The following is a 23,382-nucleotide window of genomic DNA, read 5'->3' as shown; positions in this document are numbered from 1 at the left end:
GTGCCGACCGCCGCTAGTTCCGGTACCGGAACACGATCCGGCCGCGCGTCAGGTCGTACGGCGGGAGCTCCACCAGCACCCGGTCTTCCAGGTAGATCTTGATGTAGTGCTTGCGGATCTTCCCGCTGATGTGCGCGAGCACCTGGTGGCCGTTCTCTAGCTCCACGGTGAACATGGCGCTGCGCAGGCACTCGACGACCTTGCCCTCGACTTCGATGACGTTCTTGTCCTTGGTCATCGAACCAGCTCCAGGTTGCTGCTCATCGGCCGGGCGCCGATGCCCTCGAACAGCGCCGAGGCTGCTTGGTTGGACTCGTGGACTTCGGTCCAAGCCGTGGCGAACCCGGAGCTGTGCAGCGTGTCCAGCGTGTGGGCAAGGAGCGCCCGCGCGATGCCGCGACGCTGCTCGCCGGCCCGGACCGCGACAAGGCCGATGCGCGGCCGGTTCACCGTCACCACCCGGAACAGCCCCAGGTAGCGGTCCGGCGCTGCGGCCACCGCGTACTTCGCCGGGTCGACGATGGTGTCGCCTTCGGTGCGGGGAATGACCTCCGCGGGCATCGACTGCCACCCGACGGTCGCCTCGACTTCGTCACGGATCGCGCGGTCCACCGCCCGCAGCAGACTCTCGTCCGCCTGACCGGCGGGCACGATCGTCACGCCCGAAGGCGGCAGGACTGCTTCGAGCCCTGTGACCCGCGGGTCGGTCGGGACGACGTACTCCCACTCGCGGCGCCGGACCGTGAACCCGGCCCGCAGCCAGCTGGCCGTCAGCTCGACGTCGGCTTCGTCGACCACCGTGTACAGCGCCGCCGGCAGATCCGCCAGCATCGCCTCGGCGAGCCGGTCGAAGATGGCGTCGTGCCAGACGTCGATGCTGACGAACAAGCGACCGTCGGGCCGGTGCTCCGCATGCCCGCGGCCGACCACCAGGTCGTCATCCAGTGCATGCCATTGCCTGTCCGCGACGCGCGTGATCATCACCGCGTCCTCGCTCAGGCCAGATGTGAAAAGCTTCGTGTTCATCGGAGGCTCCATCCAGAAGTGCCTAGATCTCAGGCGCTCCTGGCGAGACCGAACGTCAGCCGCCGGACCGTGACGGATTGAGGGAGCACCCATGGGTGACTGTGTTCACGGGGCTCACCTCCATACGACGACTTCACGATCCACCACGAAAGTAGCAGTGGGGTGACCTTGCTCCATTCCTTTTCTCAAGGCGCGGCGCTCCTGAATGATCTAGATGTCATCTCGTTTGGCTAGCCTGCGGTGGCAGATGAGGGTGCAGGCGATGCCGGCGAAGGCGAGGAAGTGGTCGGCTTTGCGTTCGTAGGGGCGGTGAGGTCGGCGGCAGCCGGCCAGCCACGAACATGTCCGCTCGACTGTCCAGCGGTGCCGCCCCAGGCGGGTGGAGCTCTCGATTCCCCGGCGGGCGATGCCGCGGCCGTGTAACCACCGGCGCAGATGCTCGTAGTCGTAGCCCTGTCGGCATGCAGCTTTGTGGGCTCCCGCCGCCGAGGTCCGCGGCGTGAGCGGATGGGCGGGATACCCCGCACCAGGGGTTCAAGCGCCTGGCTGTCGTGCAGGTTCGTTCGCCCCCGAGATCCCGACGGACAGGGGCAGACCGGTCCGCTCCGTGATCAAGTGGATCTTCGAGCCGTACTTGCCCCGGTCCTCAGGATTCGGACCCGTCAGGTCCCCCTATTCAGTGCCCGCATGTTCACCGAGTCGATCGCGCACCTCGACCAGTCCAACTCCCCACGGGAGCCGATTTGGTCGAGGACCAGGCGGTGCAGCTTCCCCCACACCCTGGCCTGGTTCCACTCGGCGAACCGCCGATGGGCCGTCGCTCCCGACGGCCCGAAGGACGCGGACGGCAACTGCTGCCAGGTACAGCCGGACGTCGCGACGAACACGATCGCGGCCAGCACCTCCCGGTCGCCGTGCCGATGTCGCCCGCCACCTTGAGGACGCACCGGAGCCTCCGGCTCGGCCCGCTGGAACTGTGCCCACAACTCGTCCGGCACTAGCCGCTCAACAATCCCCACCACAACCGACAGCCTACCGAGGCAGCCAAATGAGATGACGTCTTAAGGGCAGGCAGGGTCCTCCACTTGGGTCACGGGGCGTCGGGAACTCCACGATCTTGGAAGTCCGTGCCCTGCGTTGCTCTCGGAAGGCGGCCGAGCTGACAGATCGTCATGGACCGGACCTCTTTGAACTTTCCAACGGCTGTCGGCGGTTGCTTCTGTGCACCTTCTGCCCATCGCTCGAAGGTGGTGCGCATTTCTTCCGGTGTCTCAATATGAGTCTCCCCCCGCCGACTGCCTCCACCCTTGACCCCTATGAAGCCGTCCAGCACTCGGCCACACGCGCACCTGGTGGCTTCGCTTCCCTTCCCTGTGGCCGAGCCACCTCCGCCTTGACCGGGCGATGAGCCCAGTGATCTGATCAGTACCTGGCTTGTCCTGATCTTGCCCGTATTGCCGTTCGATCCGAGGAGACACGCAACGGCTTGCGGCCATGGCTCCAGTAGCCATGGCGAGCAGAGGCAGCTTCGTAGCCCAGGCCAAAGTGAATTCCCGCACGACGTGCCGTGTGCCGCGGGCTGTGCCGGATCGGTGGCTCCGCCCACTTTCCTTGCCCCTATGGAGAACCGATGGACCATGTACATTCCCGCGAGCGCACGGGCCGCAGACACCGCGCGCTCCTGGGCGCGGCTCTAGCTCTCGCATCGACCGTGCTCGGCACCGTCGGTGTCACCACCTCGGCGGCTTCGTCCACCTCGCCAGACGTGCGAAGCGCGGCCACGACCGCGCCGCCGTCGAGCGGGACCCTGTTCGACGACTTCAATTACACCGACCCGGACGATCCCCGCCTCACCGCGCACGGCTGGACCATACGCGGGGAGACTGGCGGGCCCGGCCCGATCGGCGCGAAATGGTCGCCGAACGCGGTGAGTTTCCCCGCTGGCGCCACCGCGCAGGGCGGCCGGGCCATGCAACTGCGAGCCAGCACCGACGGCACGGCCGCCGGCACCGTACAGGCCCAGGTCAGCACCGCCCAGCGCAAGTTCTACAGCGGCACCTACGCCGCGCGCGTCTTCTTCACCGACAGACCCACCGCCGGCGACAGTGACGGTCGCCCCGTGGACCACCCGGTCCAGACCTTTTATGCCATCACCCCGGAGAACCCGCTCTACAGCGAGCTCGACCACGAGTACCTGCCCAACGGCGGCTGGGGTGCCCCCGGTTCCTCGCACTTCACCACCGCGTGGCACGACACGGAGCCGGCGGACAAGGAGACGTACAACAAGGAGAACGCGGTCACCTCGCTCCAGGGCTGGCACACCCTGCAGATGACGGCCGTGAATGGTGCGGTCGACTTCTACCTGGACGGCGGAAGTACTTCAGCCCGTCCGCGAAGTACGCCCCGCGCGAGCCCATGACACTGAACTTCAACGAGTGGTTCATCGACCTGGTGTCCCCCGGCCAGACCCGTACCTGGGACCAGAGGGTCAACTGGGTCTACTACAACGACTCCGGTGCCCAGACACCTGCGCAGGTGGACGCCGCCGTCAACGGCTACTACGCGAGCGGCACCCACTTCGTCGACACCGTGCCCACGAAGAGTCCCGCGAACGACCACGACGGCGACGGTATCGGTGACATCTCCCTGCTGTACGACTACGGCAAGGGCAGCGCCACCGGCTGTGCCCAGAACGGAAGCGCCAGGCGCACCGCGCTGTTCAGCCTGTCCGGCAAGGCCGACCGTTCCGGAGGCTTGGGCGGCATCACCCCCCTGTCGGACAGCCCCTGCGAGACCGTCAGCCCGAAGTTCGTCACCTCCGGCGACTTCAACGGCGACGGCAGGAGCGACGTAGCCGCGTTCTACGACTACGGATCCACAGGATCCACCTGCTCACCCACCAACCACGTGGCAATCGTCGAATGGCTCGCCGACCCGAAGGGCAACGGCACACTTCAGTCACCCAAGACAGTCTGGGAGAGCACGTGCTGGGGAGGCGGTACCGCATTCCTCAACTCCGGTGACTTCAACGGCGATAGCAAGAGCGACCTGGCCCTGCTGTACGACTACGGTGCCGGGCACGTCAGCCTGCTCACCCTGAATGCGAACCCGAACGGCAGCGGCGGGTTCGGCGGTCTGGTCCCGCGCTGGGACGGGACCCGCTGGGGCGCCGGCACGAAGTTCATGACCACCGGTGACTACAACGGGGACGGCAAGAGCGACATAGCCCTGTTCAAGGACTACGGCGCCTCCGGGGCCACCTGTGCGGGCAACGCCCACCAGGCCATCTCCACCCTCACAGCCGACCCCTACGGCACCGGCGCCCTGCACAGCCCGGCCACCGCCTGGGAGAGCACCTGCTGGGGAGGCGGCACCGCGTTCATGAACTGACGGCGCGCAGGCAAGTTCTTGCCAGGGGTGGCGGACAACCTCTGCCGCCACCCCTTTCCCCCGCAGCGCCACCGGCGGACCAGCGGCGCACCAAGGCCGGTACGTAACTGGACGCCCGGACCGATCGGTTCGATGGTCCACCACCGGCCCGCCCCGATGATCAGCACCGCCTTCACGGCCATGCTGAGCGGTGTCGAACACGAAAAAGCTACGCCCAGAAGTCCGGCGGTGCCGGCTTCCGTCACAGGTGGCTCGGCGACGGCTCGGCTGTCGCTCGCAGGTGGTTCGGCACTGGACCGACGCCCGACGTGATGCGCCGGAGGCAGCAGGCGCGCCAGGTGAGAGGTGGTTGTCCCGGGGGCCCGCACCTGTTCCGCCGGGCCGACAGCCACACAGGGTGTCGGAGGCGACTGGGGCTGATGCAGGTTTGGGTGACAGCCGGCGTCGATTCGTCTACCGATGCCGCTACTGATGCCGCGCCGGGCAAGTCCCCGTCGTGACGGGTCACATTACGTCGGGTCGACCGATGCCCTCCTGAAGCCGGCTGCCTAGTGTCGTGTCGTCCCTGACAGCAACGGATCGAAAGCGGGCCAGCATGCGTCGGCTGACGTATTTCATCGGCTGCAGTGTCGACGGCTTCATTGCCGGGCCGGACGGACAACACGATTCCTCCGGGTTCGACGGTGACCTCAAGGCCGCGATTCTTGCTGAGCACCCCGAGACCGTTCCGGACCACATCCGCAGGTTCCTGGGCGTTGTCGGCGCGGCCAACAGGAGGTTCGACACTGTCGTCATGGGGCGCGGTGCCTACGAGACGGCTCGGGCGACCGGCGTGACCAGCCCGTATCCCCATTTGCGGCAGTACGTGTTTTCCTCGACCCTGATCCGGCCCGGCCCTGAGGTAGATGTCGTTGCCGACGACCCGGTGGAGTTCGTACGGGGGCTGAAACGGGAGCCCGGCATGGGTATCTGGCTGGGCGGTGGTGCTGTGCTGGCCGGTCAGTTGCTCGGGGAGATCGACGAGTTGATCGTCCATCGCCACCCGGTGGTGTTCGGCGACGGCATTCCCCTGTTCCGTACCTCGTTCGCCCCTTCCCACCTCACCCTGACCGGGTCGCGGGTCTTCACCACCGGCACGACCGTCACCACATACGCCAAGCAGTAGGAGAGCACGTGTTGTTTCGACCCACGACCGAGGCCGATCTGGACCGCGTCGTAGAAGTGATAGTGGATGAGCCCGTGGGCTGGATAGGCGCCGACCGCTATCTGACCGAGCTGCGGCAGGGGATGTACCGGCCCGAGTGGACCTGGATTGCCGAGGATGAAGGACGGGTGGTGGGGCGAGCCCTGTGGTGGGGTCAGACGGACAGCGCTCACCCCATCGCCCTGGACTGCCTGCACATCGACCCCGCATGCGCCGACCGGGCGGAAATCGCGGCAGGGCTACTGGCCGCTGGGCTGCAGGCGTTCGCCGCTCAGGGTGCACCCAACCCCCCGCTGTACAACCTGACGCTGCCCGTGGGCTGGCGTGACGACCCTGCTGCGACGGCAGCCGTCGAATGGCGGGGCCGGGCTGCGGCAGGAGCTGGGCTCACGCGGGAAGTGGAACGGCTGCGCCTGGAGTGGACACCGGATTCCGGTCTCCCCCCGGCCAGGGGAGAGCTGACCTTCGCCCCTGCGGCGGACGAGGAGTTCCTCCGGCTGTTCCGGCGGATAGCCGTCGGCAGCCTGGACGACGAGACCCGCAGAAACCTGGAGGCCAAGGGCGCCGAAGCCACCGCTCGGGGCGAGATGGACTTCTACCTCGGCTGCCCCGGCCGACGTGATTGGTGGAGGCTGGCATACGCCCCCGACGGCCAGGTCGTCGGGCTCGCTCTCCCGTCCGCGACACCGTACGCCCGCAACGTCGGCTATCTGGGTGTCGTACCCGAATTCCGTGGCCGTGGGTACGTGGACGAACTGCTCGCCGAGATCACCCGCATGCACGCGGACACGGGCACCGAGCTGATCACCGCCACGACGGACACCGGCAACGCGCCGATGGCCGCGGCCTTCGAACGCGCCGGCTACCGGATCACAGAGATCCGCATGATCTATTCAGCGCCGGCCGCATGAGGACGCACGCGACACACCCCGCGTCCGGCAGACCGGACGACCCCCCTACCCCCCGTGCGAAGCCCTCTGGGCGAGCGCCTCTTTCGGACCACCGGCCCCATTGACGAAGGACGTTATGTTGTCTCCCGATCCGAACACCGTTCACCCGCTGCCTGCCCATGACCGTGTGGTGTTCCTCCGACCAGTGATCTCCTCACCGAAGATCGTCGTGGGCGACTACACGTATTACGACGACCCCGGCGGCGCCACAGACTTTGAACATCGCAACGTGCTCTACGCCTACGGGCCGGAGCGTCTGATCGTCGGTAAGTACTGCGCCATCGCCGCGGGCACCAAGTTCCTGATGGCCGGTGCCGAGCATCCGACGATGGGGGTGTCCGCGTTCCCCTTCACCATGTTCGGTGGCCGGTGGGCCGAGCAGACTCTGGACATCGTCACCGCGATGCCGAGTCGTGGTGACACGGTCGTCGGCAACGACGTCTGGTTCGGCCACCAGGTGACGGTGATGCCCGGGGTGCGGATCGGAGATGGTGCCATCATCGCGGCCGGCGCCGTGGTCACCAGCGACGTGGCGCCTTACACGATTGTGGGAGGCAACCCGGCCCGGCTCATCCGTCAGCGCTTCGCCGACGACGACATCAAGCGTCTCCTGGACGCCGCGTGGTGGGACTGGCCCGTCGAGCTGGTCACCGAACACACCCGCACCATCATGGCCGGGACCCCGGCAGAGATCGAGATCATCGCCAACCGGCGCGGCGGAACCGGCAGTTGATCGACTTGCTCGGGAAGTCTGAGCAACAGTACTTCCGTACAACACACCAACGACACACCCAACGAAAGAGAACCTCATGAAATACGCACTCGTGATCTTCGAGACGGACGAGTCGCGCAGCAGGATCCAGACCGACCGGGGCACCCACCGAGGAGCGTACGAAAGCTGGATCGGGCAGATCGCTGCGGCGGGCAAACTGGTCAGTGGCGATGCCCTTCAGACTGAGCGCATCGCCGCGGTGACCGTGCGCAAGACCCCGGACGGGGCGGCCACCGTGACCGAAGGGCCGGCGCACCCCGGTGAGGAGACCCTCGGTGGTTGGTTCGTGATCGACGTCGCCGATCGTGAGGAAGCCATAGAACTGGCCAAGGGCCTCCGTACCCCCGAGACGGTCGAAATCTGGCCCCTGCTCGAAACGGCCTGAGTCGCACCGCCTCACGGGGACAGAGATGGTGCCCGGAAGGCGCGTATCCAACCACCGGGCCACAACCCCCAGACGTATAGTGGCGATCTTGACGTCCGGTTGCGGCCGGCGACGCGGAGCGGGGGAGCGCGTGGTGCAGGGACGTGCGAAAGAGCAGCGCCACATCCATCACATACTCGCCGACGCGCATCGCGGGGAGAGCAACTGCCTGCTCCTGCACGGCGAGGCCGGCATCGGCAAGACCACCCTCCTTGAGTACGCGGTCGCCCATGCCGACGGCATGAGTGTGCTGAGGGTGGAGGGCATCGAGTCGGAGATGGAGTTGGCCTTCGGCGGGCTCCACCAGCTGTTCCTGCCGGTGCTGGATCGGCTCGACCTGCTGCCGCCCCCGCAGGCCGGGGCCCTGCGGGCGGTCTTCGGCCTGAGCGACGAGACCGTGCGGGACCGTCTCACCATCGGGCTCGCGGCGCTGTCGCTGCTCTCCGAGACGGCCGCCGAAAAGCCCTTGTTGTGTGTGGTCGACGACGTGCAGTGGCTCGACCAACCATCCGTGGACGCGCTGGTCTTCGCCGCCCGGCGGCTGCGGGCCGAAGGTGTCGTCATGCTCTTCGCCACTCGCGAAACCTCCTCGGCCGGCGGAACGAAGGCTCTGCCCCACGCGCTCCTCACCGGCGTGGACCGGCAGTCGGCCGCGTCGCTGCTGTCCGGCCTCGCACCCCCGGTCACCGAGTGGATCATCGACCAGGCCCAGGGCAATCCGCTGGCGCTGCAGGAACTGGCAGCGGCTCTGACTCCGGCTCAACGGGCCGGGCAGCTGGGCCCGTTGACGCTGCCCGATGCGCAGTCGGCGCCGCCGAGCCGACTGCAGGAAACCTTCGCCGAGCAGATCCGCCGCCTCCCCGACGCCACTCAGCGCATGCTCACAGTGGCCGCCGCGGACGACACCGGGGACCTGCCCACGGTGCTGGCCGCCGGAGCCAGGCTGGGCGGGGAGGTCGGAGATCTGGAGCCGGCCGAGCGTGCGGAGCTGATCTTCGTCTCCGCGCAGAAGCTGCGTTTTCGACATCCCCTCATTCGGTTCGCCGCCTATCAACGTGCGCCGCTGGCCTGGCGGTTGGCGGTGCACGAGGCGCTGGTCGCGGTCCTGGACGGTGACGCGCACGCGCACCGACGCGCCTGGCATCTGGCCGCCGCGACGACCGGCCCGGACGAGCAGGTCGCCGGTGAGTTGGAGCGGGTCGCCGAGTGGGCGGGCAGCCGGCAGGCCATGGCATCCGCGTCCGCCGCGTACGAGCGAGCCGCTCACTTCACTTCGGATACGTCGAGGAGCGCCCGTCGCCTGATCAACGCCGCGCAGAAGGCGAGCGAAGCCGGCCAGGACGAACGATGCCGTGCCCTCACCGACCAGGTGCCGCTGCCTCTCCTGGACCCGGGCATGGCGGCGGACTTCGCCCGCGTACGCTCGGTCGTCGAGCTGGGCTACGGCAGCCCTGGGCAGGCCGCCCGCCTGCTGGCCGAATGCACGGACGCGGTTTCCGTCAGCCGTCCCGACAAACTCGCCCCTCTGCTGACCGACGCCATCCACGCGGCCTTCTCGGCCGGCGACGCAACCCTCATGGCGGAGATCGCCGTACGCACTCCCCGCCTGCCCGGGGTGGCAACGCCCGCGAAGCTGCTCGCCGGCGACATTCCCGGCGCACTTCGGACGCTGGACGACTACGTAGCGACCGCTCGCCTCGCCGGAAGCGGCCTCATGGACCGGCTGATGGCCGGGATTTACCGCCATCTGGTCGCCGACCACGAGAGCGCGCACGAACTGGCCGCCGCAGCAGTCACCCACTGCCGGGAGCAGGGCATCGGCGGATGGCTGCCCACCACGCTGCATCTCCTTGCCCAAGTGGAGCTGGCACTGGGCCGGCACGACGACGCACACGAACAGGCCGCCGAAGGGCTCCGGCTCGCGGAGGCTTACGACCTGGACCACCGAGCGGCCCACCTGCGTGCCCTGCTCGCGGTGCTCGCGGCCGTCCGGGGGGAGGAGGAACAGGCCCGGGAACTGGCCGGCCTGGCACTGGAGTACACGCGCCCCCGCGATGTCGGACGGGGCACGGCGGACGCGCTGTGGGCGCTGGGGCAGCTCGACCTCGGCCTCGGGCGTGCTCAGGCCGCGCTGGCACACCTGGAAGCGGCCCGGCGGGCAGTGGGTCACCCCCTCCTGGCCCGGCACCTGATGCCCGATCTGATCGAGGCCGCCGTTCGCGCGGGCCATCCGGAGCGGGCGAGGGAACCCGCGCAACAGCTCATGAGCTGGGCGGAAGACCTCCGACAGCCCCACTTCACGGCACAGGCCCACCGCTGTGCCGCCCTGACCGGTCCGGACGCGTCGGCCGAGAGGCACTACGCATCGGCCCTTGAACTGCACCCCGAGGGCTGTACCTTCGAGCGGGCCCGCACCGAACTGCTCTACGGCGAGTGGCTGCGCAGGGGCCGCCGCAAGCTCGACGCCCGCGACCATCTGCGTACCGCGAGGGAGCTCTTCGACAAGCTGGGCGCACAGCCATGGGCCCGCCGGGCCGCCACAGAACTACAGGCCGCCGGCGAGACCACGCACCCGGCGGATGCCATCGACTCACCCATCAGCCGCCTGAGCTCACAGGAACGCGAAGTCGTCCGACTCGCAGCGACCGGGGCCACCAACCGTGAAATCGCCACCCAACTGTTCCTGAGCCCGCGCACCGTGGGACACCACCTCTACCGCGCGTTCCCCAAGCTGGGCATCAGCTCACGAACCGAACTCGCCGACCTGCTCGCCTCCTGACAGTGGTGAGGTCCGTGACCACGGACCCAATGAGTTTCTGATCAACAACAGTCCTCTTACTCCAACTCTCGTATGTCATTGACCGCGGACCGATACGGCCGTCGCGACCACGGCCGTCCCTGGATGACGGTCGGTGCTGCGGTGGTATCCGAGGCGTCCCGGGCTCAACAGGGACGTGAAGTTTCGTCAGAGCGTTCCGCTCGCATTGAAGCGCTCAGCTCCCAGTACATTCAGAAGAGCCAGGACCTCGGCGCCATGGGATTCTTACGGCGCGCGGTAGAGCACGGGGTGCTGGTTGCGGTCGGTGAGCGTGGGGGAGTCGCAGTCGACGGTGATCTCCGCGACGACAGGGTGCTGGCAGCTACCGCGTTCGCCGTCGGGCCCGTGGAGGGACCGGCGGCCGCCGCTCCGGCGACCGTGCCCCTGGCAGGGGTAACCGGCATCGGCAGTAAGAGGTCGCGCAGCTGTCCGGGTCGAGCAGCATCCGGTCCACGAAGGCAGCCTGCCGCTGGCCGCGGGCGGCGGCTTGCGCCAGTACGCGCTTCCGCTGGACGGCTGTGCACGGTCTCTCCAAGGCTCGACCATGATCCGCACGATCGGCCCCGACGCCAGACGCCAAGAGCGGTACGCGGCGCCGGACGGCTCGACCGCCGTCGACGTCGACCGAGTGCCGGGACCGGCGGCAGTCCGCTCAGCCCTCGACCCCCTCGGCGATGCTGGTGTCGGCGAAACCCCACACGACGGGGAGGAGTTCCTGCGGGGTCTCGATCTGGGGCATGTGACCGGTGCCGCGCAGCAGCTCGAAGCGGGCGCCGGGAATGGCGGCGGCGTACGCCATTCCGTACGCGGTGTCGACGACCTGGTCGCTCTCGCCCCATGCGACGAGGACTGGATGCGTAACCTTGGCCAGACGCTCGCCCAGGGTGGGGTCGGCCATCGCGTGCGGGCCCGAATAGACCTGCAAGGCAGCCCGGTTGGCCGCTGCGACCGCTCGCTGAGCCTCGGAGAACGTGCTGGGATCCACGGCGAACTTCGCGGGATCGTGGAAGGCCAGGGCGGACAGTTCGGCGGGTGTGAGGGTGGCCGGGTCGGCGACCGGGTGGGCGGGGACATGGATGCCCACCGCGTTGACGAGGACGACGGCGCTGATCCGGTCGCTGCGGAGCAGGGCCATCTCGGCGGCGATCCAGCCGCCAATGGAGTTGCCGACGACGGTGACGTCGGTCAGGTCGAGTTCTTCAAGGAGCTGTCCGTAGACCTTGGCGAGGGTGGGGACATCGGACAGCCCGTCCGGCCGGGCGGTGCCGCCGAACCCGGGGTGGACGGGGGTGATGACCCGGGCCGGTCGATGAGTGGCGAGGAGCCCGGCGAAGTCGGAGACGGTCTGCGGGCCCGCGCCGCCGTGCAGGACCAGGAAGGGGCGGCCCTCGCCCTGGTCGTCGACGGTGATGTCGAGGTCTGTGCCGTCGGAGTCGATGGTGACGGTGATCGTGGTCATGGAGGACTCCCCATCGGTTGCGTGTGTGTGCTTGCCTGCCCGGGCTCGGTGAGCTGGGCCCGTCATGCGTAGTCGGTGGCGGCCACGGTGGCGTAACGGCTCATCACCTGGACGGTCGCCTGCGGAGTCAGCTCCTGGCCGCCGGCGATCATGTCGCGCAGGTCGCGGAAGTACTGCACGTACAGGTCCGGCGTGAAGGTGTTGAGCATCACCGCGGGCTCGTCGCCGTGGTTGGCGAAGGTGTGCGGGGCGCCGGGCGGGATCATCGCGAGCGTGCCGGCCGGCGCGACATGTGTCGTCTCGCCGACGGTGAAGTGCACGGTGCCGGAGACGACGTAGAAACCCTCGTCGTGTTGGGCGTGGCGATGCTGCGGGGGGCCCTCGGTGCGCGGGGCGAGGGTGATCTCGCCGATACCGATCCGGTGACCGGTGGTGCTGCCGTCTTCCAGGATGCGGATCTGTGCCGGACCCAGACGGATCGTCTCGCCGTCCTCCGGGCCGACGACGGATGCCAGTGTCATCACCAATTCCCTTCGTGAGAGCCAACTCTCATGAAGGAGGTTAGAGGTCGGCCCCGCTTCATGCAAGTGAACTCTCATGATGAGAGTTCGCCTTGATATGGTCGTCGTGGACGGGACGGGCAGGAATGGCGTACGGGAAGGGGGCACGCCGATGGCGATGCCGATCGACAGCGGCCGCAGCAACCAGAAGCGACGCACGCGCGCCGCGATCGTCGAAGCCGCGAGCGAACTCATCGCCGCGGGCGGCGAGGTGAGCATGCCCACCATCGCGCGCGCGGCCATGGTCTCCGAACCCACCGCCTACCGGTACTTCCCCGACCTCCCGTCGCTCATCAGCGAGGCCCTGGCCGGCACCTGGCCGCCCCCCGCCGAGGCCCTCGCCCCGGTCGCGGACTCCATCGACCCCGCCGAACGGGTCGCCTTCGCCTGCGAGTTCCTCCTGCGCGGCGTACTGCGACGCCAGGGGGCGGTGCGCGCCATGATCGCGGCCACCATCACCCGGCCCACAGCGGCAACCGCGAGGCCCGGCGTCCGGTTCGGACTGATCGACCACGCGCTCGCCCCACTTGAGGACACGCTGGGCAGCACGGCCCCGGAAGCCCTCGCCCAGCTGAAGCGGGACCTCGCCGTGGTCGTCAGCGCCGAAGCCCTCTTCACCCTGACCGACCTGTGCGGTCTCGCCCCCGACGACGCCATCGACAGCGCCGTACGCACGGCGACCACGCTCACCGAAGCCGCGATGCGCACGGCCCGGCGGGGGTGAGTCACCCATCCGTGGAAGGCGTTGTGGACGGCCGGGGCGCAGAGTTCGTGCGCCGCAGTGCTGATCGTCCTGCCGCAGGCGGCCGGGCACACGTCTGCCGTCCGGCGACACCTGCTGGAGTGGGCGCCATGCCGGTTTGAAGCCATGCAGGGATGGCGGACCGGCTACTCCGGGCGGCGAACGCCGCTATGCCTACGCCTTGTTGGCCCGCAGTCTGCATTGCGGGCGGCGCCCCAAGAAGGCCAGCTCGTCATCCTGTTTCGAGCTCTCAAGAGCCGCTACTTCCAACGATCCTGCCGGCTGACGACAACCGGCTCATCGAGGTCTACGGTGGCGGACTTTTCGCGGGCACGCTCTGGTTGCTGGAGCCCGGGTAGCCGGATGCCATGTACGACTCATCGCTCATAGCGAGGAACGGGCGGGGGTCCTCGAAGAGCACTGGGCGGCCGATGAAGACCGGCCGTTGCAACTCCAGGACGGTGATGTCCGGCCGGTGCCCCGGGGATTCGCCGAGAGTGCAGGGCGCTTCCTGTACTGGCTGGTGCGGCCCAATACCGAGCCGGAGGATTGGACCGTCATCCTCAACGAGGGGCGCGGCCGTGACCCGGACAACCTCGCCCACGTGTCCACCGACCGTCTCCTCGACGCCTTCACCAACATTGCTCTCTCCGAAGCAGACGGCTTGGACTGCTGCCAGCGTCGGGCCTCGCCGTCGACCTCATCCCTCGATACGCCACCGCGCCCCCGTCCCCAGTGTCCAACCTCAGTGAGCCGTGCCGACCTGATGTGAGTCGGTGATGGTGAGGGCGGCTCTACGGTGGTGGAATGCCAGCCCCGGACGGTAACGCCCGCTTGGCGCTGCTGGGCCTCGCCCACATCTTGGAGGCGGGGGAGTGCGTTTGGACGAAGTGGGGCCGTTGTAGACCACGCGCTACGCGGATGACCCGGCCGGCGCCCTTGACCTCGCGACTCTGGTCTCTGTATTGATCCGCGCCACCCATCGTCGAGCCATCACAAACCACGTAACCGTAGAGGGCGTCGACACCGCGGGCAGCCGAGCACCTTCTGCTGGCCGCAGGCGAGCATGGCCGTCCTGCGTACGCCGATACCTGGCCAACCGAGCGGCACAGAAGGGAAATCGCGTTGTGTGACGCCTGAGACGGCGGCTAGGTTCGTGGATGAACGACGTGTAGCTCAGTAGCCAGAGCGCCGGGCTCCGGACCCGGAGGGCGCAGGGGCGGAACCTGCCACGTCGGCTTATGAACCACGACGCTGAGCAGCAGCTTCCGACCGCGTCCGTTTCCTACCCGCAGGCCCAGTCGGCCAAGGCCTTCGTCACCGCGCTGACCCACGCCGACGCGGCAACCAGGCAACGTGCCGAGGACCGGGTCCGCGGCTGGCGTGCGGTGCTGTCGGGTATGGCGGACGGCAGCCTGAACGTGGGCTCGCGCACCCCCGTGGCCGATCTGCCCGCCTGGGTGACCCCCGAGGTCCTGCGCGGCGGGTTCGCCACCGGGGCCGCGAGCGCCGGGGGCCCGCTCCAGGCGTACGAGATCGAAGCGGCACGCAGGGCCGGTGTGCCCGCTGAACGGCGCTCGCTGTTCGAGTACTGCCTCACCGAGCCCGGCCTCGCCCGGCTGGGCGCGCTCCTCGACAGCGGACGTTACGAGGTGACGGTCCCCGAAGAAGCCGCTCTGCTCACCGTTGCCTGGCTGGTGCGGGCCGGTGAGGTGACCGCGGCGGTCGAACTGGTCGCCACCATCGAGCCGTTCGGCGACCGGCTGCGCTTCACGCCCCGGCCGTGCGACGCGCCCTCGCCCGACCCCGTGGCCGTACATTGGCGCACGGTCGCCGAGGTGGGCGCGAGTCTGGCGCGGCGGCGGCCCAACGCTGCCATCGAGACCCAGCGCGAGGCCCTTGCGGTCTGGCAGCCGTTCGGCGACGAACTGCTCGCTCACTGGCTGCGAACCACCGGTCAGGGCCGGATCCTTGACCGCACCCCCGACGCCTCCTGGCACCGGCGTGGCGCCGAACTCATCGACCGTTACCGGAAGTTGGCCGCTGAGCACACCCGCTGCACCAAGCATCGCAAATCCAAAGAGAACCTCGCCATCCTGCGAGGTGCGCTGGAGGAGACCCTCGCCGGGTGAGCCCTGGACGCGCGAAGCCTCGGCCTGCTGCGGCACGCCATCGACTCCATGGTGCGCCGCCGTGGACTGCCCGGCTCGGACCGGCACGCCGCGCTGCGCGAGCGGCAGGCGGCCCACGCCGCGCTGCCCTCGCACCACGCGTTCGCCCAACTCGTCCTGCGCCGGGCCTGCGAACTGCCTCAGGACATGGGCGCGGCCGACGTCGCACCGCTGGTCGCGCCCGTGAGGGAACAGGAACACCGGGATACCGGGCTGCCCGAGGGAGCACCGGTCCCCGCGGCCCTGTGCCATGTGGTGGAGGCCGCAACCAGCGCCCCCATCGGCGTGCTCGTCGAGCGCGGCGTCGTGCCCTCGGCCGAGGTCCTCGCCGAACTCGTCCCGCAACTGGTCGCCGGCACCACCGCGCAGGCGTACGCCGACGAGCCGCTGCGCACCCTGGCCGCCGCCCACTACCGGGCCTTCCGCAACCGCCGCTCGCTGCTCAATGTGCAGCGGCAGGCGCGGCTCGAAGAGCTGCCATGGGTACGGGCGTTGGCCACGCAGCACCGCGAAGGGGCGGCCGAGGAGTCCGCGCACACCACTTTGCGGCAACTCGGCGAACTGGCGGTGCAAGGCTTCCCGGGCACGATCCTGCCCAACCCGCTGATCCGCGAACTCGCCGTGCTCGCCGGGCAGGCCGAGCTCGGCGCACCGCTGGTCGAGGAACTCGCGGCCGACATCTTCATGGGCACCTTCACCCCGAAGTTCCTCGCCGCGGCGCGGGTGGCGGGCGAGCTGCTCGCCGGGACCCTGTACGAGCGCTACTACGGCATCGACTACACGGCCGTGCGCAACCTGGCGGTCCTGGAGGCGGGCGAGGGGCTGCTGCGCAGGGGTGGCGCCCGGACGTCGCCCGGCTTCGCGAAGCTGTGTGCGGCTCGGGCCGGCACTACGGGCGGGGGCTGGTCGGTGGCGGCCAACGGCAAGGTGATCGAGCAGGCCCAGATCCTCACCACGCACAACCTGGCCACCCTGGTGCACCGTGTGGGCGTTGCCCCCGCACCTGGCTGGGACGACCTGGCGCGGCGTGCGTTCCATGTCGTGTGCCGTCTTGTGGCCCGGGTGCACGGCAACCCCCGGCCGCTGAGCACCGTCAAGGACGCCGCGTACGCGTGGCGCCAGATGCTGTTCCACCTCTCGCTGTGCCCGCCTGACGTCCAACGCGCCTTCCTGGCCCGGCTGGAGGAGGAAACCGCACGCCACCCCGCACATGTCGCAGCCCGCCTGGCACCGGCCCTGGCCGGCCTGCGCCTCGCGGCCGACGGCGGCTCCTTCGCGGCGGACGGCACGGGGAGCGGCACCGTGGACGGTGCGTCCGTGCCCCGCCGGTTCCTGGGGTGGACGACGGGGCGGCACTGGATGCGCGACGAGCCGAGCTGAGGTGAGGTGAGCACTCCTCGGAAGGGGAGGTTTTCGACTGCGGTCGGCTGGGGCCGGGCGCCTGTGGCGGAGTCACCCGATGTCGCACGACTGCCGACGACCACAGATACGTCCGCTCGGAACCGCAGTCGCTCTCGACGGCCGGGGCAACCGAGCGGCGGACTCGTATGTGGTGGAGGTACACGGGAGAGGACCTCCCGGATGATCCTGGGCGACGGTGGCGATCCAGTATCCGACGGAGCCGCGGCGCAGGTGCAGTTGCGGCAGGATGCCTCCGATGGTGACCTGCCCGACCACCTGATCGTCGGCGAATACCACGCCCGGCTAGACGGTGTCGGCTCGGTATCCAGCCAGCAGCTTCTCGATCCGTTGCACCTGGCCCTGCAGGGTGAAGAACTCGGCCGGCTGGGCCGGTTCCCCACCGCCGGAAGGTCTCGGCGCCCCGCATGCCGTGTGCTCGTGTTCCAGCGACGTGGACCTGGAGTTCTACAAGGAGTTCTCCAGTCGGTGGATGACCGGCGCCGCCAGTCCCCGCCAGTACAGCTGTCCGCCCCAGCGCGCTGGACCGCCGGCCGCGATGACTTGTGTGAGCCAGCCCAAGGAGAAGCTGGCGCACCGTCGGCGTCGGCGTCGGCGTTTGGCACCACATCAACCGAAGAGGCCTACAGCTCCGTCCTGTACGTGCCCTGCGCTAATGCCGGATGCCAGGGAAGCTGGAGTGGAGCAGGACAACTGCCCGCCCCAGGGCCTTGGTTCGAGGAGGCGTACGTGATATCGGACCGCGACATCGTGTGGCGCCAGTGCGTACGCCTGGGCCGTTGTGTTCTGCCTCTGGTGGACCAGGAACCGTGGCGTCAGGACAAACGGCGTGAACGCCTGCACGCATGGCAGATCGACCCGGCGAAGGGGGAGAGCCTGATCGCCACGTTCGCGGCCCTGGCCCTGCACGCCGTCGTGGCCGATGCCGTCGCGGCGGGCAGCCCCGGGTCCATCGCCATGCTGCACGGAATACCCCTGGCTGCCGTGACCGAGGCGACGGCGACCAAGAACGAGACCGAAATCCTGGCCGCCAAACCGGCCGAGCACACGGACGAGAACGAGAAAGCATCCCTCAACTACTTCCGACTGCTCTCCTATCAGACCGGCCGCACCGGCCTGTGGCTTCCCCGGTTGAGGACGGAGCTTCGCCACTCACTGATCACACTCACTGAACGCTCCCGTCTTCCCACCCCGACATGCGGGGACCTTGACCAGTGGGCAGAAGAGGCGCGCCTGGACTGACGGGCGACGGGTTGCCCCACAGCTCACTGGCGGCGATGCCGGTTGGGCGGGATGCTCGGAGGCTGGTGGTTGGCTCAGTGCTCGTAATAAGAGGATCTGCTGAAGCGCCCTGATCGAGTGCAGTCGAGGCGATGGTTCACGGCTACGGCGCGGGGTCGAGATGGTGAGTGTCCCCGAGGCTGACGACTTGGCGGTTGTGGAAGAAGTCGTCTTCGCGCAGCGTGGTGATGCTGCCGGAGGGAGCCCGGAAACTGGCGTAACCGGCCGACTCGATCGGCATCCTGATCCAGGACGCCACGACGAAGGTCAGCGAGCCGCCGTGCGTCACGATGATCTGGTGTTCGCGCGGACGCTGCAGGATCTCGTCCATGGCCGTGTAGATGCGCTGCGCCCACTCCGCTTTCGTCTCGGCGCCCTCCACGCCCTCGTCGTGGTCCATCCGTTCGCCGACGGGCGGCGGTGGGACGAAGCGTCGGTCCAGCCACTCCTGTGGCTTTCCCTCCGCCACACCGTAGGACTTCTCCCGCAGCCTGTGGTCGAGGATCGGGTTCACGCCGAACAGTTCGGCTACCTGCTCGGTGGTTTGCCGGGTGCGCTGCAGATCCGAGGAGAACCGGTCAGCCTCGGCGCCGTCCGGGATCTGGGCCCGAAGTGCCTGGGCGATGGAGGCCGCTGCGCGGATGCCGGTGGGCGTCAGGCGGGAGTCGTGCCATCCGCCTACGACTCCCTCGACGTGGTGCGTCGCCTCCGGGTGGGTCACGACGTAAAGAGTGCGCACGAGAGCCTGCCCTTCGTGTGACTGGCGCCCTGTCCTGCAGGTCACGGCCCGCTACCTTAGCCAACACGATCACGATCAGGCCTTCCTGCGTCGTCGTCGGCAGATCAGGCTGTAGGCCAACGAGAGGAAGGCGTCGTGGAGTTCGAGGTGCCGTTCCCACCGGACGGCGAGGCGTTTGACTGGTGGAGCAGAGCGAAGGTCTGCTCGACGACGTAGAGATCGCTCTCGACCTCCTCGCGTCGATGCCAATGCTCGCCCTCACGAGCCATACCCGCAGGTGGGAGTCGGCCGCCTGCGGTCCGCCTGTTCTCCGCCGCATCCCAGCTCGTCACCACAGGCCGCTGCCGACACATCAGATTCACCCGGCACTGGCCCTGCACCGACATCATCATCGGTGCGATCACACGCCTCGAAGCCCTCCCGAACCCCGGATGACCAGCCTCGCATTGGAGACGGCGGACGTCGTCGCCCCGGAGGACCGGTACCGGGACTTCAACCACCTGCCGGTGCGGTACGGCGACGGGCGCCGGGGCACGTATCGGTTGCCGGTGTCCCCGGGCCCGCGTCCGTTCCGTGTGACCCGGAGTTAACCCGCGGCGGGCTCCCTTAACGTGCGGGCAATCCCGGGTGGCGGCGTGCTGTCATGTCCGGCTCCTACCTTCCGGTCCGTACCCGCACACCGGACCGACGAACGGGGAGCCGCGATGACGGACACCGCCGCACCATCCGCCAGGACGGGCGCGCAGCCGCCGCCGGAGGGCGGGCCCCGGCGCAGCTACGCCAGGATGGCCGCCGACGAGAGCCGCGAGGACTACTCGCTGCGCTATGCCCCGCACTCCTTCCGGCGCTGGTCGCCCACGATGGTGGCGTCCACCGCGCTCGGCGGCATCGCCTACCTCGCCGACTTCGCGATCGGCGCGTCCATCGTCTTCACCTACGGCTTCACCAGTGGGCTCGCCTCGATCCTTACCGCCGCGACGATCATCTTCGTCACCGGTATCCCGATCGCGCGGGCCTGCGCCAAGTACGGCCTGGACATGGACCTGATCACGCGCGGGGCCGGCTTCGGCTACTTCGGGTCCACCCTCACCAGCCTCATCTACGCCTCGTTCACCTTCATCTTCTTCGCCCTCGAAGGCTCGATCATGGCCCAGGCCATGCACCAGGCGATTGGACTCCCGGTCCAGGTCGGATATTTGGTGACGACGCTCATCGTGATCCCGATCGTGTTTCGCGGAATGGGGGCGCTGGCCAAGGTGCAAGCCTGGACCCAGCCGCTCTGGATCACCGGCATGGTCCTGCCGTTCCTGGTCCTGGCCTTCGAGGCCCCGGACGCCTGGGGCGCGTTCGGGTCCTTCGGCGGCACCGAGGGGGCGGGCTCCGGCTTCTCCTGGATCGGCTTCGGGCTCGGCACGGGCGTGGCGCTCTCGCTCATCGCGCAGATCGGCGAGCAGGCGGACTACCTGCGGTTCATGCCCGCCAAGACCGAGGCGAACAGGCGCCGTTGGAACCTCGCCGTGCTTGCCGCCGGACCCGGCTGGGTGATCATCGGTGCTGCCAAGCAGCTCGGCGGCGCCTTCCTCGCCTTCGTGGCCCTGGACGCGGTCGGCAAGACGCACGCCCTGGAGCCGATCGCCCCGCAGATCGAAGCCCTGCGCCCCTGGCTCGGTTCGTTCGCGCTGCCGGCCGCCGCGCTGTTCGTGATCGTCTCGCAGGTGAAGATCAACGTGACCAACGCCTACAGCGGTTCGCTGTCCTGGTCGAACTTCTTCTCCCGGCTCACCCACCGCCACCCGGGCCGGGTCTGGTACATCTTCCTCAACCTCGCCATCGCGCTGACGCTGATGGAGATGAACATGTTCGCCGCGCTCAACAAGCTGCTCGGCTTCTACTCGAACGTGGGCATCGCCTGGATCACGGCCGTCGCCGTGGACCTCGTCATCAACAAGCGCGTGGGCTGGAGCCCGAAGTGCATCGAGTTCAAGAGGGCTTATCTGTACGCCGTGAACCCGGCCGGGTTCGGCTCGATGGCGATCGCCTCGGTCGTCTCCATCCTGGCCTTCTTCGGTCTGTTCGGCCGGTACGCCGAAGCCTTCTCGACCTTCATCGCGGCCGGAATCGCCCTCGTGCTCTGCCCGTTGATCGCCTGGGCCACCCAAGGCAGGTACTACCTCGCCCGCCCCAACCCGGTGAACGGACCGGAGGTGGCTGTGGCGGACGTGACGGCCACCCACACCTGCGCGGTCTGCGAGACGGCCTACGAGCTCCCGGACATCGCCGACTGCCCGGTGCAAGCCGGGCCGATCTGCTCGCTGTGCTGCTCGCTCGACGCCGAGTGCGGCGATGCCTGCCGCAAGGCTCCGGCGGCGGGCCCGGTCCTGATGCCGCTGCCGACCGTGCGTACCACGGTCTGATGGCCCGAGTTCCGTAGCAGTGGGCGCGCCCGCGAGCCGCGCGAACTCCTCCAGGGTGACGTTGCCGTCGGTGGTCTCGAACGGCACCGGCACTTCGCCTGGCACCAGGTGTTGGCGGGCGACGACGCCGGGGCGCTCGACACCTGGCGGCCGGTCCTCGCCGACGGCATGGGCTGCACCGAGGAGCCGCAGATGAGCCAGGCGCGCGCCCTGCTGCCGCTGCTGCGGACGGGCCGCCTCGACGAGGCCCGCTCCCACCACCTCACCGGCTACCGGCGGGTCCGGGGCAACACGGGCATGCAGGACGAGGTCGGCCTGCACCTGGAGTTCTGCGCGCTCTCCCGCAATGAGGGCCGGGGCCTTGAGATCCTCGCGGAGAACCGCTCGCTCTTCGAGGCGGCCGGCGCCCCGCTGGCCCACCTGGACTTCCTCACCGGCACCGAAGTTCTGCTCGCCCGCCTCGTCGCGGACGGACACGACGGCACCGCGGCCGCCGGGCCTGTGGGAAGGAACTGGACGACGGGTGAACTCCTCACCCACGTACGTTCCGAGGCGGACCGGCTCACCAAGGCGTTCGACGAGCGCAACGGCTCCACGGCCGTCTCGCAGCGCCGTCAACTGCGCCTCGCCCGGCGGCCGTTGCTCGACGAGCCGCTGCCGCTCGGACTGCGGACCTCCCTGCCCCGCTCGCCCTCGCCCGCGGCCGTCGCGGCAGCCCCTGTACCCGGCGGCGGGATGGAGACTCCCCAGGAGGTGCCGTCGCGGCACACGCCGAGGCGCCGAGACCGTCCCTGATCGTGCAGATGATGTGCGAGTTCGCGCGCCTCGTCATGCTGGCCCGCGGGGCCGACGGCCTGGACACGGCACTGGACCACCTGGCCCAGGCCGACGCGGTCCGGGCCGCTGTGCCGGACGGTACCGAGGGCTTCGTCCCCTGGTGCGAGACGGGCGCCGTGCACTACCGGCGTGCCCGCGTCCTGGCGGAGGCCGAAGCCTTCCCGGCGGCCCTGGTCGAGGTGGAGTCCGCCATCGCCGCCTACGAACAGGGCGGGGAGCACGGCGAAGTGCCGCGCGCCGAAGCCGCCCGGATCGCCGCCCTCGTCGAAGGCAACGGCCTGGGCCGGTTCAAGGAGGCCATCGCCCGCCTGGCCACGGCAGCGGAGCGGGCCCGGAAGGCGGACCTCGCGGAGGCCGCCCAGATCCTCGACGCCCTGCGGCAGGACGACCAGCGGCGACAGCAGGGCTGAGCGCCCCGGCCGGGGCCCCACGCGAAGCCGACGATCGCGTGGTGGCCCGGTCAGGCCGGCCGGGACGGGGTGTGGATCCTCGCTCGCAGGCCCTCGGCGAACGTCCGCGCCGCCTCCAGGTCGGCGGCGTTGGGGCGCTGCTTCCTGATGCCGCCGATCGGCTTGAACGGAAGCCAGGTGTCCAACGCACGGCACGAGAAGGCGTCGACCGCCTCGAAACCCTTCTGCTGGAGAAGCTGTAGCAGAGGGCGGGTGAAGGGCCGGAACGGTGCTTCGGGAAGTCCGCTGGTGGCGAATACGAATGCCTTGCCCCGATCCTCCTTCGGGAGGGACCGGACGAACTCGCGCAGTCGTGGATGGAAGGCCATGGAGAAGATCCCCGAGCCGAATCCCACGAGGTCGCAGGCGGAGAGTTCCGCCAGATCGACCTGTTCGGGGGTGACGACGGGGGCCTCCAGGACGTGGCCCATGACGTCGGCGATCCTCTTGGTGTTGCCGTGCGACACGGAGACACACACGATCATGGCCTTCATGGCGATGCTCCTTTCACTTCCACAATTTCCGCCCATGGGACACGGCCCGACCCGAGACCGTGACACCGCACGACTGTGACCCCCATCACCCTCGTCCGGTCGAACGCCCGGAGCCGATGCCGCGCGACTCCGCGGGCTTTTAGTGCGGAATGAGGGATTCAGTGAACTTTCGTGGTGCGCCGGACGTCTAGTGATGTGGGTGGCCGTTGACCTGGCCGCCCAATGGGGGTCAC

Annotated in this window: 18 protein-coding genes, 1 tRNA gene and 2 pseudogenes; 14 read left to right on the top strand and 7 right to left on the bottom strand. The window is 68.9% G+C overall.

The features are described from left to right. Positions 1-13: 13 nt before the first annotated feature. From infA to OHA17_RS06500, 3 genes and pseudogenes are all read right to left on the bottom strand, one after another. Complete coding sequence (gene infA / locus OHA17_RS06510) at positions 14-238, bottom strand: translation initiation factor IF-1 (protein ID WP_406504868.1); 225 nt, start codon at positions 236-238, stop codon at positions 14-16. Continuing rightward, complete coding sequence (locus OHA17_RS06505; protein WP_406510646.1) at positions 235-1,026, bottom strand: GNAT family N-acetyltransferase; 792 nt, start codon at positions 1,024-1,026, stop codon at positions 235-237. Before OHA17_RS06505 ends, infA begins: the two co-directional genes overlap by 4 nt. A gap of 210 nt (positions 1,027-1,236) precedes the next feature. After that, positions 1,237-2,039, bottom strand: a pseudogene (locus tag OHA17_RS06500) (IS5 family transposase). 617 nt (positions 2,040-2,656) lie between these two features. On the opposite strand from OHA17_RS06500, the gene OHA17_RS06495 reads away from it, so the two are divergent. The 7 genes from OHA17_RS06495 (at position 2,657) to OHA17_RS06465 (ending at position 10,545) form a co-directional block, all read left to right on the top strand. Then, on the top strand, positions 2,657-3,445 hold the full coding sequence (locus OHA17_RS06495; protein WP_406504866.1) for a glycoside hydrolase family 16 protein: 789 nt from the start codon (positions 2,657-2,659) through the stop codon (positions 3,443-3,445). Beyond that, entirely contained in the window at positions 3,442-4,416 is a 975-nt protein-coding gene (locus tag OHA17_RS06490) for an FG-GAP repeat domain-containing protein (protein ID WP_406504864.1), read from the top strand. Before OHA17_RS06495 ends, OHA17_RS06490 begins: the two co-directional genes overlap by 4 nt. A gap of 595 nt (positions 4,417-5,011) precedes the next feature. Continuing rightward, a complete protein-coding gene (locus OHA17_RS06485; RefSeq protein WP_406504863.1) occupies positions 5,012-5,581 on the top strand; it encodes a dihydrofolate reductase family protein in 570 nt (189 codons plus the stop codon). 8 nt (positions 5,582-5,589) lie between these two features. Then, complete coding sequence (locus tag OHA17_RS06480; protein ID WP_406504861.1) at positions 5,590-6,531, top strand: GNAT family N-acetyltransferase; 942 nt, start codon at positions 5,590-5,592, stop codon at positions 6,529-6,531. A gap of 115 nt (positions 6,532-6,646) precedes the next feature. After that, complete coding sequence (locus tag OHA17_RS06475) at positions 6,647-7,303, top strand: CatB-related O-acetyltransferase (protein WP_406504859.1); 657 nt, start codon at positions 6,647-6,649, stop codon at positions 7,301-7,303. 76 nt (positions 7,304-7,379) lie between these two features. Continuing rightward, complete coding sequence (locus OHA17_RS06470; RefSeq protein ID WP_406504857.1) at positions 7,380-7,727, top strand: YciI family protein; 348 nt, start codon at positions 7,380-7,382, stop codon at positions 7,725-7,727. A 130-nt stretch (positions 7,728-7,857) separates the two neighbouring features. Continuing rightward, positions 7,858-10,545: an ATP-binding protein gene (locus OHA17_RS06465; protein ID WP_406504855.1), complete on the top strand. Its 2,688-nt coding sequence runs from the start codon at positions 7,858-7,860 to the stop codon at positions 10,543-10,545. 691 nt (positions 10,546-11,236) lie between these two features. On the opposite strand, the gene OHA17_RS06460 is transcribed toward OHA17_RS06465, so the two are convergent. Together OHA17_RS06460 and OHA17_RS06455 are read right to left on the bottom strand one after the other, a co-directional pair. Next, a complete protein-coding gene (locus tag OHA17_RS06460) occupies positions 11,237-12,043 on the bottom strand; it encodes an alpha/beta fold hydrolase (RefSeq protein WP_406504854.1) in 807 nt (268 codons plus the stop codon). Between the two features lie 62 nt (positions 12,044-12,105). Next, positions 12,106-12,564 carry a cupin domain-containing protein gene (locus OHA17_RS06455; protein WP_406504852.1) on the bottom strand — a complete coding sequence of 153 codons (459 nt, stop codon included), beginning with the start codon at positions 12,562-12,564 and terminating at the stop codon, positions 12,106-12,108. Positions 12,565-12,715: 151 nt separating this feature from the next. Here OHA17_RS06455 and OHA17_RS06450 point away from each other — a divergent pair, with 151 nt between their 5' ends. The 4 genes and pseudogenes from OHA17_RS06450 to OHA17_RS06435 all read left to right on the top strand — a co-directional run bounded on the left by OHA17_RS06450 (position 12,716) and on the right by OHA17_RS06435 (position 18,177). Further along, positions 12,716-13,327, top strand: a complete 612-nt coding sequence (locus OHA17_RS06450; protein WP_406504850.1) for a TetR/AcrR family transcriptional regulator — start codon at positions 12,716-12,718, stop codon at positions 13,325-13,327. A gap of 1,183 nt (positions 13,328-14,510) precedes the next feature. Next, positions 14,511-14,583 (top strand) — tRNA-Arg (locus tag OHA17_RS06445). 3 nt (positions 14,584-14,586) lie between these two features. Next, positions 14,587-16,896, top strand: a pseudogene (locus OHA17_RS06440) (hypothetical protein). A 201-nt stretch (positions 16,897-17,097) separates the two neighbouring features. Further along, positions 17,098-18,177: a hypothetical protein gene (locus OHA17_RS06435; RefSeq protein WP_406504848.1), complete on the top strand. Its 1,080-nt coding sequence runs from the start codon at positions 17,098-17,100 to the stop codon at positions 18,175-18,177. 142 nt (positions 18,178-18,319) lie between these two features. Here the strand turns inward: OHA17_RS06435 and OHA17_RS06430 are convergent, their stop codons facing one another. Then, positions 18,320-18,955, bottom strand: a complete 636-nt coding sequence (locus OHA17_RS06430) for a histidine phosphatase family protein (protein WP_406504846.1) — start codon at positions 18,953-18,955, stop codon at positions 18,320-18,322. Positions 18,956-19,659: 704 nt separating this feature from the next. Between OHA17_RS06430 and OHA17_RS06425 the strand changes: the two genes are divergently transcribed. From OHA17_RS06425 to OHA17_RS06415, 3 genes are all read left to right on the top strand, one after another. Beyond that, on the top strand, positions 19,660-21,369 hold the full coding sequence (locus OHA17_RS06425; protein ID WP_406504844.1) for a purine-cytosine permease family protein: 1,710 nt from the start codon (positions 19,660-19,662) through the stop codon (positions 21,367-21,369). A gap of 111 nt (positions 21,370-21,480) precedes the next feature. Then, complete coding sequence (locus OHA17_RS06420) at positions 21,481-22,164, top strand: hypothetical protein (RefSeq protein ID WP_406504842.1); 684 nt, start codon at positions 21,481-21,483, stop codon at positions 22,162-22,164. A gap of 2 nt (positions 22,165-22,166) precedes the next feature. Then, positions 22,167-22,616: a hypothetical protein gene (locus tag OHA17_RS06415; RefSeq protein WP_406504840.1), complete on the top strand. Its 450-nt coding sequence runs from the start codon at positions 22,167-22,169 to the stop codon at positions 22,614-22,616. Positions 22,617-22,666: 50 nt separating this feature from the next. On the opposite strand, the gene OHA17_RS06410 is transcribed toward OHA17_RS06415, so the two are convergent. Continuing rightward, positions 22,667-23,149 carry a flavodoxin family protein gene (locus OHA17_RS06410; protein WP_406504838.1) on the bottom strand — a complete coding sequence of 161 codons (483 nt, stop codon included), beginning with the start codon at positions 23,147-23,149 and terminating at the stop codon, positions 22,667-22,669. Positions 23,150-23,382 lie beyond the last annotated feature (233 nt).

The sequence above is a fragment of the Streptomyces sp. NBC_00212 genome (genome assembly GCF_045206365.1).
GTDB lineage: Bacteria > Actinomycetota > Actinomycetes > Streptomycetales > Streptomycetaceae > Streptomyces.
The sequence above is the reverse complement of the archived record's forward strand: the minus strand, read 5'-3'. Positions and strand labels throughout refer to the sequence as shown.